Raw genomic sequence first — 15,191 nt, 5'->3', positions numbered from 1 at the left:
GTGGCCGAGCACGGGCCGGACTATCCGGACTACGACACCCGGTTCGAGAAGATCGAGGCCAAGCAGGCCGCGCAGGAACGCACCCTCGGCGAGCACAAACGCCAGCTCGGGCAGTTCGAGCAGAAGCTAGGGCAGCTCGAAGACCAGATCCCCGACACGTCGAAGTTCGCGACGAAGGACGAGTTCAAGGAGCTGCAAGCCCTCGGGCAACGGTTGGCTCAGTCGGTGCAGAACATGTCGTTCAAGGTCAATGAGCAGAAGGCCGCGATCGGGAAGCTGACCGGCCGCGTGGAAGCCGTGGAAGTCCTCACGCCGACCATTCGCCTGCGGGCCGCGATCGGCGCCGCCTCGTCGGGCGCGGTTCCGGTGACCCTCATGTTCAACGCCAAGGGCAAGACCGAGCGGTGGCTGATTCAGCAGCTCCACGCGGTCAACGTCAAGGAGTTGAGCGTCCTCACGTGGCGCCTGCTCTCCTCCGAGACTCAGGCGCCCGACGAGGACGGCAACGACGAGAAGCTGTTCCCGGGAGTCCTGCCCGGCTGGAGTCTCTTCGTCGTCCATCAGCAGACGAAGCGGGACGGGAAGTGGGTCACCGACGACGCCGCTTCCGTCTGCGCGTACGTCCCCTCGGGGGTGTGAGGCCGTGACGCTGCTCCCGCCGCTCGCCGAGCCCAACGACGCGGCCCGCCTCGGCTACCAGCTCCCCGCCGGCGCCGAGGCCGCGCTACTGGACCGGGCCTCGACCCGTATCCGGCGGGCGGCCGGGCAGCCCATCACCCGCCGCTCGTCGACTGCCCGTCTCGCTGTCGACGAGCACCGGGTGAAGCTCGTCGCCCCGCCCGTCGTCGAGGTGACCCGGGTCGAGTACATCGACGACACCGGCCTGCCCGTCGCCCTCACCGGGTGGCGGTGGGACGGCGCCGACCGGCTCACCCTCCCCGACCGGCCCGCGCTCCTGGTCCGGCTGGTGGAGGTGACCTACACGCACGGCTTCGACCCGATCCCTGACGAGCTGGTGGACCTGTGCTGCGCCGTCGCCTCCCGCCTCGCCGACACCCCGGCCGGGATGGAGGCCGGCATCCGACAGCAGTCCATCGACAACTACAGCGTCACGTACGCGGCCGAGCAGATCGCCACCTCGTCCGGGCTCCTGCCCGGCGAGGAGAAGGCCCTTGCCTCGATCGTGCCCGTGCAGCGCGCGCAGATGGTGAAGTGCCGATGACCGAATCCGCGGTGACCGGCCCGCCTGCCGGTCCGTCGTTCGGCGTCGGCACTCTGCCGGGGCGCGCGTTCCTGGCCGAGGCCCGCGCGGCCGCGCGGGCCCTGATGCGCGACGAGTGCCGGGTGGAGCGGGTCAAGGGCTCCCGGCCGGACCCGAACGACCCGGACAAGGACGTGCCCGTGGTCGAGCCGGTGTGGTCTGGGGAGTGCCAGGTCCGGCCCTCCGCGCGCGGGGCCGTCGCGGACAAGACCGGGGTGGTGGTGGTCGAGACGTGGTCCTACACGGTCAGCATCCCGTTCGAGGTGGTGGGCGTGCAGGTCAACGACCAGATCACCATCGCGTCCTCGGACGACCCGTCGCTGACCGGGAAGCGGCTCAAGGTCGAATCGATCGACCGGGGCACGAACGTCACTGCCCGAAGGCTCGCGTGCCAGGAGGTGGCCCGGTGACCAGCATCCGCGTGCACGGGGCCGGGCAGGTGATCGCCGCGTTCGGGGTGATGCCCGCGCTCCTGGCCGTCACCGCCCGGCAGGCCGTCGAGGTGTCCGCGAACCACATCAAGGCCGACTCGCGGCGCCGGGGCGCGGGGTCCGGCTACCGCAAGCACTACGCGAACTCGATCACCTACGACCTGCGGGCGTCGGGGCCGGCGTCGGTGTGGGCCGAGGTCGGCCCCGACAAGGCCCGCCGCCAAGGCGCGTTGGGCAACATCATCGAGTTCGGCACATCCCGCAACGCCCCGATCCCGCACCTGGGCCCGGCCCTGGCCGCCGAGGCCAGCGGGTTCTACGCGGGCATGGTCCGGGCCGTCCGGGACGCGACGAGGTAGCCGTGGCCCTTCCCATCACCCCGACGGATCTCCTGATCGGGGCGCTCCGTGCTGCCCGCATTCCGACCGGCGACGCCGAGGCCAAGGACGACAAGCTCGCCCCGCTCGTCGGCCGGTTCGTCGTCGTCTACCAGGTCGCCGAGCAGACCCCCGACGGCCCAGTGTCCGACACCAGCGTCGACCGCACCGTCGACCTACAGGTGACCGCCTGCGGGCCGTCCCGGCAAGCGGTGGACCTGACGGCCGAGAAGGCCCGCACGGTCGCCCTGGCCGTCACCGACGGGCCCCCGCCCACCGGCCGGTCGTGGCTCGCCGACGCCGAACACATCGTCGGCGCCCCGGTCACCCGCGCCACCCCCAGCGACCCGGACCGCCCCGCCGAAACGGGCTGGTACCGGGCCGACCTCTACCGCTACCGCACCACCCCCCGATAAGGAGTAACCCCCGATGGCTCGACGGTCATTCACCGGCCTTGGCCGCATCTACTGGTGCAAGCAGATCACCGACGTGCTCAAGCCGGCCGCCGCCGAGATCGCGGCCGGTGACGAGATCACCCACCTGGTCAAGCGCGACGGCCTCAAGACCCCCACCAGCACGAACACCATCGACATCTCGGACGCCTCGTCGCTGTGGAACAAGTCCGCGCCGGGCACGAAGGGCGGCGACGCGATCACGATCAACGCGTGGCGCGACAGCCTCGGCACGGCGGACCTCGTGTGGAACCTGATGCGTGACGAGGAGATGGGGTTCCTCGTCGTCTCCCGCTGGGGCAACGCGCAGGACAAGGCCACCGGCCTCGGCAAGGGCCCCTCGGCCATGCCGCCCGCCAAGCCCACCTTGGACGACCGCGTGGAGGTCTACACCTGCACCGTCACCGCCCGCGCCTCGGACGACATCGGCACCGACGCCAACGCCGTGACGATCACCCTCGGCCAGACCGGCGCCCCCAGCTTCGACGCGGTGGTGACCGGCACCACGGCCGTGAAGAAGCTGCCCGCCCCGGCCTCCGTGAAGGCCAAGGGGACGCCGAAGGCGACCGAGTTCGAGGTGGAGTGGCCGGTCGTCGCGAAGGCCGTGTCCTACAAGGCCAGCGCCGTCAAGCACACGTTCGCCGATGGCGAGGAACCCGTCACGGTCGAGGGCGTGGTGGCAGAGGGCGACTACGTGGACGGCAAGCCCACCACCATGGGCGCCGCCTTCACCGGCCTGACGACCGCGACGCAGTACGACGTGACCGTGGTTGCGGTCGGCGACCACCTTCAGGACGGCGACTCCGACCCGGCCAAGACCTCGGTGACGACCGCGTGAGTGATCCTCTCGGCCCTCTGCCCGTCGGCCGCCGCACGGCGGCCGACGTGGCGGCCCGCATCCGCCGGCCCCGCAAGTCCGTGCCGCTCGTCCTCGACGGGGAGGTGGCCGACGCGATCGAGCAGGCGGAACGCCAGCTCGCCTACGCGATCGAGCTGGACGAGGAGTCCAACGAGCCCGACCAGGCCCCGGCCCTGCGCGAGCGGCTGCGCGCGCTGCACGAGCAGGCCGAGGAGTCGCGGCAGACGTTCGTGTTCCAGGGCATCCCGTCCCGCCGGTACCGGGTCCTCGTCGGGCAGAACCCGCCCACGGACGCGCAGCTCGACGACGCCCGCAGGAAGGCCGCGTTCCTGGGCGTTGACCCCGTGATGCCCGAGGTCGACCAAGACGGCCTCGCCGCCGCCCTGTGCGCCGCGATGGCCGTCGAACCGGCCGGCACCCCGGAGGAGTGGGCCGCCCTGTGGGACGAGCTGTCCGACGGGCAGATCGCCGTCCTGTACTCCACCGCCCTGGCCGCGCAGCTCGGGGTGGTCGAGGTCGGCCCAAAACCCGCGAGCGCCTGACCCGCTCTCCGGAGCTGCGGGCGCACATGGCCTACTGCGGGCCGCGCGGCATCCCCTACTCGGTGTTCATGGGCCGGGCCGTGGCGGCCGGTGAGGGCGCGTGGACGGAGGACGACACTGCCCTGGCCGTCGAGTGGCAGCGCATCCAGGACGAGACCTGCGCCGGGTGCGGACAGCCCCTCTCGGAGTCGCTGGAGGACGACGGCGGGTTCGTCACCGAGCTGATCCGCTGCCATGGCTGCAAGGCCCGCGAGGAGCGCGTGGCCGAGCTGGCCGAGGCCGAGCAGCCCCGGCACGGCGTGAAGGTCCTCGTCCGGCAGCTCCCGCCCGACGAGTAGCACCCCCCACACCACCGCGGTAGGACCTTCGCCCTCTTCCCCGGGCCGAAGGTCCCGCCGCGGCTACATCTGCACAGAGAACGGAGCCACCCGGTGGCCGACCGCACCGTACGCGTGGTGGTGCGCGCTGACGCGCCCGGATTCGCCGGGACGATGGCCGGCGCCGCGCGGTCCGTCGGCACGCTCCAGTCCGGCGCAAACATGGCCGCCGCGCAGCTCAAAGGGCTGGGCGCGGTCCTGGCGGGCGGCGCCATCATCGGCGGACTCGGCGCCATCGTGACGGCGGGCAACCAGTTCAACCTGAACGCCGAGAAGTGGGGCGTCATCACGCAGGCCACGTCCGCGCAGATGGAGCAGATGCGTGCCACCGCGAAGGCGCTCGGCAACGACATGGAGCTGCCCGGGTCGACGGCGGCCGACGCGGCCGAGGCCATGTTGGAGCTGTCGAAGAGCGGGTTCTCGGTGCAGGACTCCATGACGGCCGCCCGCTCGACGATCGTCCTCGCGACGGCCGCAGAGGTGGGGATCGGCGAGGCCGCCATGATGGCCTCGGACATGATGCAGCAGTTCGGCTTGTCCGCCGACCAGACGGCCCGCGTGACGGACGTGCTCACCAACGCCGCCAACGCTTCGAGCATCAGCCTCGTGGACGTGTACAACTCCATGAAGTACGCGGGCCCCGTCGCGAAAACCTTCGGGATCAGCATCGAGGACGCGGCGACCGCGATCGCGATGCTCGGAAATGCCGGCATCAAGGGGGAGATGGGCGGGACCGCGATGCGCGGCGCCCTGGCCTCGTTGGCGTCGCCGTCGAAGAACGCCAAGGCCGCCATGGACGCACTCGGCCTGTCCGTGTACGACCAGCAGGGCAAGTTCAAGGGGATGCGCACGGTCATCGAGCAGATGACGGCCGCTAAGAAGAACCTCACCGACCAGGAGTTCCAGGCCGCCACCGCGACCGCGTTCGGTCGCGAGAACCTGGCCGGGATGCTCGCCCTCGCCGAGCAGGGCCCGGCCGCCTTCGACAAGGTGTCGCAGGCGGTCGGCAAGCAGGGCTCCGCGCTCGAGCTCGCCAAGGCGAACACGAAGGGTCTCGGCGGGGCCATGAAGCAGCTGCAATCCCAGCTGATCGGCGCCGGGACCGAAATCTACGAGTCCATCGCACCGGGCCTCGAAGCGATCGCACGCGGGGCGTCGGGCCTCATCTCCGAGTCGCTGCCGGGGATCGGGGCCGGGTTCTCGAAGGCCAAGGAAGCCGCGTCCGGGTTCGCGCCGGTCATGTCGCTGATCGCCACCGTCCTCGGCCCCGTGGTGGACCTGGCCGGGGCGGCCGGGTCAGGGTTCGCCGGGCTGTCGGGGCCGATGATGGTCGCCGTGGCGGCCGTCGGTGCGCTCGTCGCGATGCGGGCGCGGGTGTCCGCCCTCGGCGCCACGCTTGGCGCCGTGCCGGGGCAGCTCACCGCGTCCGCCCGCGCCGCGCAGGTCGTGTCCAACGTGGCCGGGATCGGCACGATGCAGCTCGGGAAGTTCGGGACCGCGATCGGGATGCTCGGCCAGCGCGTGCCGGTCATCGCGCAGATGCAGGGGGCGTTCCTCAACGCCGCCGTGGGCGCCGACCGGTTCGGCCGCTCGGCCGGAACCGCAGCGGCGGCCGGAGTCGGACTCAAGGCCGCCGGGGCCGGGCTCCTGGGGGTCCTCGGCGGGCCCCTGGGGGTGGCGCTGATGGGCGCCACGATCGGCGCCGGGCTGTGGGCCGAGGCCAACGCGCGGGCCAAGCAGGCCGCCGCCGAGCACAAGGCGCAGGTGACGGCCCTCTCCGAGGAGCTGAACGCCAACGCGGGCACCCTGACCCGGGCCACGGCCGCCAAGATGGCCATGGCAGCAGCGGACGAGCACGTGCAGGGCGGTACGACGAAGCTCGGCGACGTGCTCAAGGAACAGGGCGTTGGACTCGACGGGCTGACCACCGCCTACCAGCGCGGCAGCACCGGCCTACAGGCCCTCGCCGACGGGATGCGGCAGTCGCAGAAGGCGGCCGAGGCCAAGCAGCAGGCACTCATCAACGAGGGAGACGCGCAGTCCGACGCGGCCGACAAGGCATCCTTGGCCGCCGCGAAATACGGCCTGGCCGCCACCGCGCTGGAGCGGCAGGCCGACACCGCGCGCGAGTCCGAGGCCGAGGCCCGCAAGCTGTCCCGCGCCCTGTCCGAGTCGCGGAAGGGCGCCGAGGAGGCCATGGGTGCCTCGGACGCCTGGAACAACTCCCTCAAGGTCTTGAACGAGACCACGTCCACGGCGGAGCAGCGGGCCAAGGCGTTGAACGACGCGTGGGCGCTGCTCAGCGGCGACAGCCTGTCGGCGGAGCAGGCCACCGACCGGTTCAACTCGACGATGCGGAAGCTCGCCGAGCAGACCGAGCAGAACCGGACGAGCCTCGACGGTGCGCGGGAGTCGAACACGCAGTGGTCCGCGTCCGTTCTCGAGGCCGGCGGGAAGCTGTCCACGGCGACGAAGGAGGGGGAAGACCTCAAGACCAGCTTGAACGACTTGAGGACGGCCGCGCTGGGGGCGATGGACGGCGTCAGCAGCATGGGCGAGAAGACGCAGATCATGTCCGACGCCCGCGAACGCGCCATCGCGCTCGGCGAGTCCATGGGCCTGACGAAGTCCGCTGCTACGGCCGTGGCCGACGCCATGGGGCTGATCCCGTCCGAGGTCGCCACCCGCCTGGAACTGATCAACGGCACCGACACGCAACGGCAGCTCGGCGAGATCCGGTCCGAGATCCTGAACGTCCCGGCCGGGAAAGACATCCTCATCACCGCGCCCACCGACGCCGTGCGCACCGCGCTGGAGGAGATCGGGTTCAAGCTCAAGGAGATGCCCGACGGCCGTTTCAAGGTCACCGCGGATTCCTCCGACGCCATGGACAAGCTCAGGACCCTCGACCTCACCGAGCTGTCCGACAAGACACAGAAGCTCCTCGGCGACGACACGGACTTGAAGTCGAAGCAGCAGTCCGCCGACGAGTGGACGCCCCTTGACCGGCTCCAGACCATCGGCGGGGACATCGCGGACGCGGTCCGCAAACAGGCCGAGGTGCAGGGCTGGAACCCGGACGAGAAGACCCAGGAGATCACGGCCGACGACTCCGAGGCGTTGGCGAAGATCGCCGGGCTGAACGCGGCGCAGCTCACCGCGCTGGTGCAGTACCTCAACGGTGACGACTCCGACGCGAACATGAAGCGCATCGGCCTGAACGCGCAGCAGCTCGAAGCGCTCACGCAGTACATGAAGGGCGACGACTCCGACGCCAACCAGAAGCGCACCGGGCTGAACGCGCAGCAGCTCGACACCCTGACGCAGATGCTCAAGGGCGACTCGTCGGACGCCATCAGCAAGATCCAAGGCGTGCGCGGTATGGGCATCGCCGACAAGGTGTTCAACATCGTGGCCAACATCTCCTCGATGGCGCGGCAGGCGTTGGGGTTCGCGGCCGGTGGCATCGTCGAGCCGTCGGCGTCCGGCGCCGCCCGGGGGCGGGAGGTCCACGAAGCACAGTTCGGACTCGGCACGCGGACGTGGGCGGAGCCGGAGACCGGCGGGGAGGCGTACATCCCCCTGTCCGCGCAGAAGCGCGGCCGGTCGAAGGCCATCGCCGAGCAGGTCGTCCAACGCTTCGGCGGCCAGGTCGCGTGGGGGCCCACCGTGGGCCAGCAGGCCGCCGGCCAGGGCGTATCCCGGGCGCAGCTCCGCGACATGTTCGAGGGGCTGGAGCGGCACCTGACGGCCGCCACGGCGCGCCAGGGGCGCGCGGGGGCGGCCGTGCAGATCGGGGCGTACTACCAGCAGTCCGGGGCCACCGCCGCCGAGGTGGCCCATGACCTCATGTGGGAGATGCGGGGACGTGGCTAAGCCGTCGATCACTTTCCGGGGCCTGGCCCTGGACCACACGAAATTCGGGTGGCGCGACTTGGAGGGGTGGGAGGAGACTCCACCGCTCGACGACGCGAACGTGCCCAAGCCGACGGCCCACGGCGTGTGGGCCGGGGAGCAGTGGGCGCAGGCGCGCACGATCACGGTCGACGGGATCAGCATCCGGGCCGGGCGGGCCGCGATCGGGGCGGCCGTCGCCGAGCTGGATCGGGCGACCGCCCCGGGGTGGGGCGAGTCCCCGTTCGTCGTCGACCTCGACGAGCGCGGCCCCCTGATGTGCTTTGCCCGGCCGACCCGCCGCAAGGTGCCCGTGGGCCGCCTGTACGCCTCCGGGACGGTCCCGGAGGCGGTGGCGCAGTGGGAGGCCACCGACCCCATCCGGTACGCGCTCAGGGCCCGCCAGGGCCCGAAGCCGAACCAGGTGCCCGGGGACCCGGACATGATCCTCGACACGGGGAAGTGGGTGTGCACCAACGGCCCGCAGGTCGGCCGGGTCACGCACGACCCGCTGATGGTCCGCAACGGCATCCCCTCGGCCCGCGTCACGGCGCTGACCGCCGACCTGACCAAGACCCTCAACGTCGAGCACCCCGACCGGATCGCCATCGGCGCCGAGAAGCGGTGGCGCCTGTCGGCATGGGTCCGTCACGAGCACCCCGACAACCGCGCGATGCGGTTCGCACTGCGCTGCTACGACAAGAACGGCGCCCGGACCGTGGTGTACGGGCCCGTCCTCACGGTCGTGCCCGGGGCGTGGGCGTACATGTTCGGGGAGGTGACCGTCCCGGCCACCACCACGACCATGACGGTGGGGATCGAAGGTCGCGCGGGATGGCCGGCGGCCGGGCTGGGGTGGTGGTGGTCGCAGGTGACGGCCGTCCCCATGGAGAACGCGGCGCCGCCGCTCATCCCCGACCCCGGGTTCGACAAGGACACCGGCACGTGGACGCCGGTGGACAACGCGTCGGCGATCGTGGAGCACGACACGAGCCAGGGGGCGCCGCCGTCCCCGGACAAGTGCCTGGTGGTCCGCGCGAACGCGGACGTGCCCAAGCAGGACGAGTCCTCGAACTGGTGGATCTCCTCGGGGAAGCCGTGGAAGTGCGACCGGGACCGCTCGTACACGGCGACGGCCTACGTGTGGGGGCCCAACAGGTCCGGCATGCGGTTCGGGATCGAGTTCCGCTGGAAGGACAAGCAGGGCGTCGAGCGGTCCGCCGCCACGTCGTGGCTCACGCCGGGGCTCTCGTGGGCACAGATCACGTCGAAGCCGTGGGCGCCGCCGGCCGACGCGGTCGAGATGTGGGTTCGGGTCATGGAGACCACCGGGTTCGTCAAGGGTGAGACGTGGTACCTGGACGAGGTCTACGTGAAGCTGGACAGTGACGGGGGCGCCGCCACCGTCACGAACGGCGGCACGGCGCCTGTCGCGCCCCTGGTGGAGTTCTACGGGCCCATGGCGGCCCCGCAGCTCTTCCACACGGCCTCGGGCCGCTCGCTGGGCTACAACATGTCGTTGTCGGCCGGGGAGTCCCTGACGGTCGACTGCGCCCGGGGCACGGTCGTGGACTCTTCCGGCATGGACCGGTCCGAGCTGGCCATGCAGGACTCGACCCCCGAAGAAGCCTTCGTCCTCGACCCCGGCCCGAACCGGTTCACCTGGCCGTCCACCGGCCACCCGGCCGCCGACGCAGTGTCGATCCGGTGGCGGGACGGCAGCTGGTGACCGGGCCGAATCCGCGGTTGCCTCGACGACGACCAGGAGCAGAAGCTTGTTGCCCGACTTCCGCGTGATGTTCTCGGCCGTGAAGGACAACCGGCCCTTCGACACGCTGCCGGTGGCCGACCTCGAATTCGAGCAGTTCATCGGCAAGGTGCCCGGCCTCGGCTGCACGATCCCGATCACGTCGCGGGACATCGCCCGCAGGGTCCGGGCGCTGGTGCCGGGGCGGACGGCCGTGTGGGTGACCGGCGGGGGGAAGGTGTGGTGGGGCGGCATCCTGTGGGCCCGGGTCGTCAAGGCCCCCGAGCGCGGCCCCATCACGGCGCACCTGGGCTGCTCCGGGTTCGCCTCGTACCTGTACCGGCTCCACACGGAGGGCAACGCCCGCACCGAGGGCGACAACATGGACGTGGCCGTGCGCATGGTCCGCAAGGCCATGGCGATGGAAGGCGCGAACATCGAGATCCTGATCGCGTCCTACCAGCGGTCCGGGGTCCACACGGGGTGGAACTCGTGGGAGACCGACCACAAGAACTGGGGCGAGTCCCTGGACTCGATCGCGAACGAGCTCGGCGGGTTCGAGTGGTACGTGGAGCCGTACGAGGACCACGTGGGCGGCATCCTGCGGAAGCGGTTCGTCCACGCCCACCCGAAGATCAACCGGGGGTTCCACGGCACCATGAGCCGGCCGGGGAACATCCTCTCGTACACGACGGCCGACGACGCGTCGCAGCTCGTGAACCGGGTGATCGCCACCGGGTCGATCCCGCAACGCCTCGACCCGTCGTTGACCCTCACCCACATTGCGTCAGCGGAGCGCGACGACCAGTTCAACCCGGGCCCGTACCCGCGCCTGTCCGAAGGGGTGGAGGTGCAGGGCGAACTCGTCGACGACGACATCGGCGGGATTGAGCAGGTCCAAGACCTGGCCAGCACGCACCTGGCCGCGAACAACCACGTCAACCAGCCGACCTCGCTGGTGATCCGACCGGACCGCCGCTTCACGCCGGACATCCTCGGCATGAACGTGTGGGTCCGGATCAACGACCTGTGGCACGACGAGTACCGCGAGCTGACCCGCGTCATCGGGTGGAAGATCAACCCCGCGCAGCGCGGGCGCGCGGAGACCGTGACCCTGTATCTGGAGGCCGAGCCCCATGCCCCAACCGCTGACGCCGGCCGATCTCCTCGACCGGGTGACCATGCTCGAACGGAGGGTCGCCGCGCTGGAGAGGGAACTGTCCTGCTGGGCGAAGAAGCGGGGGAAGTCGACCCGACAGCCGGGCCCGCCCCCGCCTGACACCTGGCCGCCGGACATGCCCCCGGACGGCGTGTAGCCGCTGCTGCTCCCCCCACCCCTGCCTGTTGCCCGGGGGTGGGGGTCTTTGTCGCGTCCGGGCTCCTACTCAGCGGAGTGCCTGGAGCGCGGACACGATGAGTGCGCGCGCTTCGGCGCCGTAGACGGCCATGCCCTGATACTCGGCAAAGGCCCTGTCGTACAAGGCGATCTCGTTCGGTTGGGTCAGCGTGATGACCGCCGATGTCAGCTCCACGGAGACCACGGAGTCGTCGTACATGTGGAAGGTCTCGGCGGGGCCCTTGGGGCGCTGCGGGAAGGCTGCCGGGATGATGCCGAACGAAACGGTCGGCATGGCTCCGACCGTCATCAGGTGGCCAAGCTGCGCGGCCATGGCCTCCCCGTCGGCCATCTGGTAGTACAGGGCGGCCTCTTCGACGACCATCACGAATCGGCGCTTCGGGTCGCGGAGGATATTGCTGCGCGCCATCCTGGCAGCGACCGCGCCGTCCACCTCATCCGGGATCTCCCGGAAACGGGTGATGGAAGAGAGGACGCCCCGGGTGTACCCCTCGGACTGCAACAGGCCCGGTACCGCCGTGGCGGAATAGACCCGGAACAAGCGGGTCGCCTGGAACAGCGGGTCGTAACTGTGCTGGAGTTGCCGCAACCCGACCCGCATCTTGCGACGCCAGTCGACGTACTGCGTCTCGGCGGTCTGCGACCGCGCCACCAGCTCGGCGGCCTGATCGGCCGCACCGCACGCCGCACACCACCGGCGGATGTCGTCCGGGGTGGGTGGCGTGCGGGCGTTCTCGATCCTCGAACTCTTCGAGTGCGTCCATTCACACCGACGGCCCAGTTCACCCCCACTCAGTCCCGCATCAACGCGGAGTTCACGAAGACGCGCGGCCACGGCCTCGCGGGCGGCCTGAGCGGCCGACGACGGAGAGATGGGCATGAACTGGGCCTCGTGTCAGCGGATCTCGTAGGAGTCGTGGGGAACAGCGCGATCCCAGACGGCCTCGAACGCGTCCGCGCAGAGCTTGACGGCCGCCGGCTCCTCGGTCACCTCGCCGCCCGTGTACGAGCCGTCCCCCGCGAAGTGGTTCCAGTAGAGCAGCTGACCGTCGATCAGCCAGAAGTCGTTCCCCGGCAGGGCGACCCCGGAGGTCTGACGGCGGGGCAGCCAGCGCAGTTGCTCCCCCGCTTCGAGGATCATGAACGAGCGGTCGTAGAGGAACCTGGTGTACTCGCTCACCGGCTCGGACACGATCCGCGCACGGCGGACGGCCACACCGCGCGCGACCATCGACGCGACGAGATCGTGCCAGGGCCGCCACCAAGCGGCGCGGTCCTCCGGTGTGTGCCGTGTACCCGCGCGCCACTCGGCAAACGGGCCGGTCTCGTAGTCCACGGCGTACGAGTCGTGCAGTTCCAGGTGAACCGCGGAGTGCTGGGCGCCGGCCAGCAGGTCAGTCACGTCCGGCACGTTCGAGGGCATCGCACGCCTCCCTGATGATGTGGATCATGTGGCCGGGAATCCGAACCACGCCTTCGTTCTCCGGGATGCCGACGGCGTGCCCGGGGACCACGGTCGCCGCGCACTCGGCCTCCAACTCGGCGTCCGGTTTCCAGCCTTGCAGCACGAGTTCGTACTTGTTCTCGTCCACCCACACGGTGGGGCTCTGAGCCTCGCCGGTGTTCGGGTCGATGCCGATGAACCGTAGCGCCATGTTTGCCTCCGTTGCTCGGGTTGTGCACGGATGTACAGAACAATCGCCGCCGTCCGTCAGGGCGTCAAGAACCCTGTATCGGCCGTACGTCCGAGGCCAGTTGGCGTGAACATCGATGCACATTCGTAGTGTGCACGCACAGCCTCTCCGTACGGTCTTCTCAGCACCCAGGCACCGAGGTAGCTCGGCGAAGAGGAGGCACCTGTGAACTTGACTCAGGACGGCAGAGACGCACGCATCAGGCCGGTCGCGCCGCTGCACATCGACGAACTGCCCGTGGACCTCTTCACGGTCCGGCAGACTCTCGGCACCGCGCGCGGCCTCGGCCTCCTCGGCCCCCGCAACAGCATCGACGACACCACCCACCTGCTCCTCGGGCACCTGCGGCTGCTCCTCTCCGAGAACCTGGGCGACGAGTACGCGCTGCGCGAGCTCTACCGCGACGCGTACGCCCTGATCTCCTGGCAGCAGGTCATCACCCCCCACACGCCGACCATGGGCGCGTGGAAGCAGATGAGACAGCTCGCAGACGTGACCGAACGGTGCGCCCGCCTGTGGGCGATCCACCACCCCGGGCAGGCGGGCGGCGGCGAGTGACCGACCCGCACCCGCCCGGCGGCCTGCGCCCGCCGGCCCGCGTGGCGCGGTGGGTCGCCCCACCGAACGGACTCCTCCCGTACCCCGAGGAGCCCGCCCCGCGGAAGGCCCTTCGACCCGACGTCGACCAGGTCGAAGGCCCCTCCGCGGCCGTCGCCGAGGAGCTGGCCCGGTGAAGGAAGACATCGTGGCCGTCGGGTTCCTCGTCGCCCTCCTGGTCCTCCTGGTCCTCCTCGGCGGCGCCCTGGTCGACCGGCTCTAAGACTCCCCGTGCCGCCGACCCCTGACGGCGGCGCCACGGGTGGCGGCGTGACCGCCCCACCTCTCCGTGGGCGGGCACACCACACTGGAACCGCTCCGGATCCGTCCGGAGCCTGATCAACATGGAGTTCGCATGTCGAAGAAGGACGGCGGGAAGCACTCCGGGAAGCCGGACACGGCCTCGCAGGACGGCCACCGGGACAAGCCCCCGAACATCACCCGCGAGGACACCAAGAAGGACCCCAAGAAGTGACCCGTCCGCAGCAGAAGGACTTGGCCGCAGTCCTGGAGGCCGAGGGCGCCTTACCTGCCGCGTGGGCGGCCACGGTCCGCAAGGTCGACCGGGGGCTGTTCATCCCGGACACGACCCGCGAACTGGACCGGGCCGCCGACCCGCAGGCGTGGGCGGAAGCCGTCTACTCCGACCGGCCCATCGTGGTCCAGTGGGACGACGGCGAGGCCGGCGGGCACGGCTTCCCGACCTCCTCGTCGTCCAAGCCGTCGCTGATGCTGGAAATGCTCGACCTCCTCGACGTCGGCCCCGATGACCGGGTGTACGAGATCGGCACGGCCACGGGCTACAACGCGGCGTGGCTGTGCAACCAGTTGTCGGACGAGCAGGTCACCACCTGCGAGTTCGACGAGGGCCTGTACCGGGCCGCGCGGAAGAACCTCGAAGCCGCCGGGTACAAGCCCACGACGATCCACGGAGACGGGCTCCTCGGCCACCCGCCGCGCGCCCCGTTCACGCGGATCATGGCCACCTGCGCACTGCGGAAGATCGGGCCGCAACTCCTCGCGCAGATCGCCGACGGCGGCCGGATTCTCGCCCCGTACGGGGACAGCTTCCACTCGTACAGCTTCCTCGTCCTGGACGTGCACGACGGGGAGGGCGTGGGCCGGTTCACCGGGAACCCCGACTTCATGTGGGCCCGGCAGCAGCGGGGCAGGATGGCCGCCATCTCGGACATCTACCACCAGGAGAAGGGCGACATCGGCCGAACCACGGTGGCCCCGTACGACCTGACGGGTGAGCCCGACGCCGAGTTCTTCATCTCGCACAAGGTGCCCGGAGCGTGGAGCCAGCTCCACGCGGGCGGCGAGGACGCCCCCGGAGAGGCCACGTACTGGCTTCTGTCCGACGACCGGGAGTCGTGGGCGACCGTCGAGTACATCGAAGGTCAAGAGGACTTCGAGACCGAGCAGTTCGGGCCCCGCCGCCTCTGGGACGAGGCACACCGGGCGTACGAGGAGTGGACCGAACTCGGCCGTCCGGGCCGTGACCGGTTCGGCCTGACGGTCACGCCCGGGGGCGAACAGCTCTGGCTCGACGAGCCGCACCACGTCATCGCCCACCGCTAGACCCCCGAAGGCGCGCCCA

At 70.6% G+C, this 15,191-nt stretch carries 17 protein-coding genes; 14 read left to right on the top strand and 3 right to left on the bottom strand.

What is annotated here, in order from left to right; genetic code table 11:
• The 11 genes from ACN20G_RS28190 to ACN20G_RS28140 all read left to right on the top strand — a co-directional run bounded on the left by ACN20G_RS28190 (position 1) and on the right by ACN20G_RS28140 (position 11,219).
• The gene (locus ACN20G_RS28190) at positions 1-639 is read left to right on the top strand and encodes a hypothetical protein (protein ID WP_424216030.1); all 639 of its coding nucleotides are present in this window, start codon (positions 1-3) and stop codon (positions 637-639) included.
• A 4-nt stretch (positions 640-643) separates the two neighbouring features.
• Positions 644-1,222 (top strand): hypothetical protein, encoded by a 579-nt coding sequence (locus ACN20G_RS28185; protein ID WP_424216029.1) that lies wholly within the window; start codon positions 644-646, stop codon positions 1,220-1,222.
• Positions 1,219-1,671: a DUF6093 family protein gene (locus ACN20G_RS28180; protein ID WP_424216028.1), complete on the top strand. Its 453-nt coding sequence runs from the start codon at positions 1,219-1,221 to the stop codon at positions 1,669-1,671. The genes ACN20G_RS28185 and ACN20G_RS28180 overlap by 4 nt, the downstream gene beginning before the upstream one ends.
• A complete protein-coding gene (locus ACN20G_RS28175) occupies positions 1,668-2,051 on the top strand; it encodes a hypothetical protein (RefSeq protein ID WP_424216027.1) in 384 nt (127 codons plus the stop codon). Before ACN20G_RS28180 ends, ACN20G_RS28175 begins: the two co-directional genes overlap by 4 nt.
• A gap of 2 nt (positions 2,052-2,053) precedes the next feature.
• Positions 2,054-2,485, top strand: coding sequence for a hypothetical protein (locus ACN20G_RS28170; protein WP_424216026.1), 432 nt, complete (start codon positions 2,054-2,056; stop codon positions 2,483-2,485).
• A gap of 13 nt (positions 2,486-2,498) precedes the next feature.
• Positions 2,499-3,359 (top strand): hypothetical protein, encoded by an 861-nt coding sequence (locus tag ACN20G_RS28165; protein ID WP_424216025.1) that lies wholly within the window; start codon positions 2,499-2,501, stop codon positions 3,357-3,359.
• Positions 3,356-3,922: a hypothetical protein gene (locus tag ACN20G_RS28160; RefSeq protein WP_424216024.1), complete on the top strand. Its 567-nt coding sequence runs from the start codon at positions 3,356-3,358 to the stop codon at positions 3,920-3,922. Before ACN20G_RS28165 ends, ACN20G_RS28160 begins: the two co-directional genes overlap by 4 nt.
• Before the next feature lie 26 nt (positions 3,923-3,948).
• Positions 3,949-4,260, top strand: a complete 312-nt coding sequence (locus tag ACN20G_RS28155; RefSeq protein WP_424216023.1) for a hypothetical protein — start codon at positions 3,949-3,951, stop codon at positions 4,258-4,260.
• Positions 4,261-4,353: 93 nt separating this feature from the next.
• Positions 4,354-8,175 (top strand): phage tail tape measure protein, encoded by a 3,822-nt coding sequence (locus ACN20G_RS28150; RefSeq protein WP_424216022.1) that lies wholly within the window; start codon positions 4,354-4,356, stop codon positions 8,173-8,175.
• A complete protein-coding gene (locus tag ACN20G_RS28145) occupies positions 8,168-9,922 on the top strand; it encodes a hypothetical protein (RefSeq protein ID WP_424216021.1) in 1,755 nt (584 codons plus the stop codon). The genes ACN20G_RS28150 and ACN20G_RS28145 overlap by 8 nt, the downstream gene beginning before the upstream one ends.
• Positions 9,923-9,971: 49 nt before the next feature.
• A complete protein-coding gene (locus tag ACN20G_RS28140; protein ID WP_424216020.1) occupies positions 9,972-11,219 on the top strand; it encodes a hypothetical protein in 1,248 nt (415 codons plus the stop codon).
• A gap of 106 nt (positions 11,220-11,325) precedes the next feature.
• Here ACN20G_RS28140 and ACN20G_RS28135 read toward each other — a convergent pair whose 3' ends face one another.
• From ACN20G_RS28135 to ACN20G_RS28125, 3 genes are read right to left on the bottom strand one after another with little or no spacing between them, the layout of a single operon-like run.
• Entirely contained in the window at positions 11,326-12,177 is an 852-nt protein-coding gene (locus tag ACN20G_RS28135) for a helix-turn-helix domain-containing protein (RefSeq protein ID WP_424216019.1), read from the bottom strand.
• Positions 12,178-12,192: 15 nt separating this feature from the next.
• The gene (locus ACN20G_RS28130) at positions 12,193-12,720 is read right to left on the bottom strand and encodes a DUF6879 family protein (protein WP_424216018.1); all 528 of its coding nucleotides are present in this window, start codon (positions 12,718-12,720) and stop codon (positions 12,193-12,195) included.
• Positions 12,692-12,952 carry a hypothetical protein gene (locus tag ACN20G_RS28125; protein ID WP_424216017.1) on the bottom strand — a complete coding sequence of 87 codons (261 nt, stop codon included), beginning with the start codon at positions 12,950-12,952 and terminating at the stop codon, positions 12,692-12,694. Before ACN20G_RS28125 ends, ACN20G_RS28130 begins: the two co-directional genes overlap by 29 nt.
• A 204-nt stretch (positions 12,953-13,156) precedes the next feature.
• Here ACN20G_RS28125 and ACN20G_RS28120 point away from each other — a divergent pair, with 204 nt between their 5' ends.
• The 3 genes from ACN20G_RS28120 (at position 13,157) to ACN20G_RS28110 (ending at position 15,172) form a co-directional block, all read left to right on the top strand.
• A complete protein-coding gene (locus ACN20G_RS28120; protein ID WP_424216016.1) occupies positions 13,157-13,549 on the top strand; it encodes a hypothetical protein in 393 nt (130 codons plus the stop codon).
• Positions 13,546-13,725, top strand: a complete 180-nt coding sequence (locus ACN20G_RS28115) for a hypothetical protein (protein WP_424216015.1) — start codon at positions 13,546-13,548, stop codon at positions 13,723-13,725. The genes ACN20G_RS28120 and ACN20G_RS28115 overlap by 4 nt, the downstream gene beginning before the upstream one ends.
• A 334-nt stretch (positions 13,726-14,059) precedes the next feature.
• A complete protein-coding gene (locus ACN20G_RS28110; RefSeq protein ID WP_424216014.1) occupies positions 14,060-15,172 on the top strand; it encodes a protein-L-isoaspartate(D-aspartate) O-methyltransferase in 1,113 nt (370 codons plus the stop codon).
• Positions 15,173-15,191 lie beyond the last annotated feature (19 nt).

It is taken from the genome of Streptomyces dryopteridis (assembly GCF_049606955.1).
GTDB lineage: Bacteria > Actinomycetota > Actinomycetes > Streptomycetales > Streptomycetaceae > Streptomyces.
Note: the sequence above shows the minus strand (reverse complement) of the source record. Positions and strands in the feature narration are given on the sequence as shown.

Bases quoted from the DNA above. Each gene is read 5' to 3' on its own strand.
- ACN20G_RS28130 (WP_424216018.1), bottom strand. From the start codon at position 12,720: ATGCCCTCGAACGTGCCGGACGTGACTGACCTGCTGGCCGGCGCCCAG.
- ACN20G_RS28155 (WP_424216023.1), top strand. From the start codon at position 3,949: ATGGCCTACTGCGGGCCGCGCGGCATCCCCTACTCGGTGTTCATGGGC.
- ACN20G_RS28125 (WP_424216017.1), bottom strand. From the start codon at position 12,952: ATGGCGCTACGGTTCATCGGCATCGACCCGAACACCGGCGAGGCTCAG.
- ACN20G_RS28135 (WP_424216019.1), bottom strand. From the start codon at position 12,177: ATGCCCATCTCTCCGTCGTCGGCCGCTCAGGCCGCCCGCGAGGCCGTG.
- ACN20G_RS28180 (WP_424216028.1), top strand. From the start codon at position 1,219: ATGACCGAATCCGCGGTGACCGGCCCGCCTGCCGGTCCGTCGTTCGGC.
- ACN20G_RS28165 (WP_424216025.1), top strand. From the start codon at position 2,499: ATGGCTCGACGGTCATTCACCGGCCTTGGCCGCATCTACTGGTGCAAG.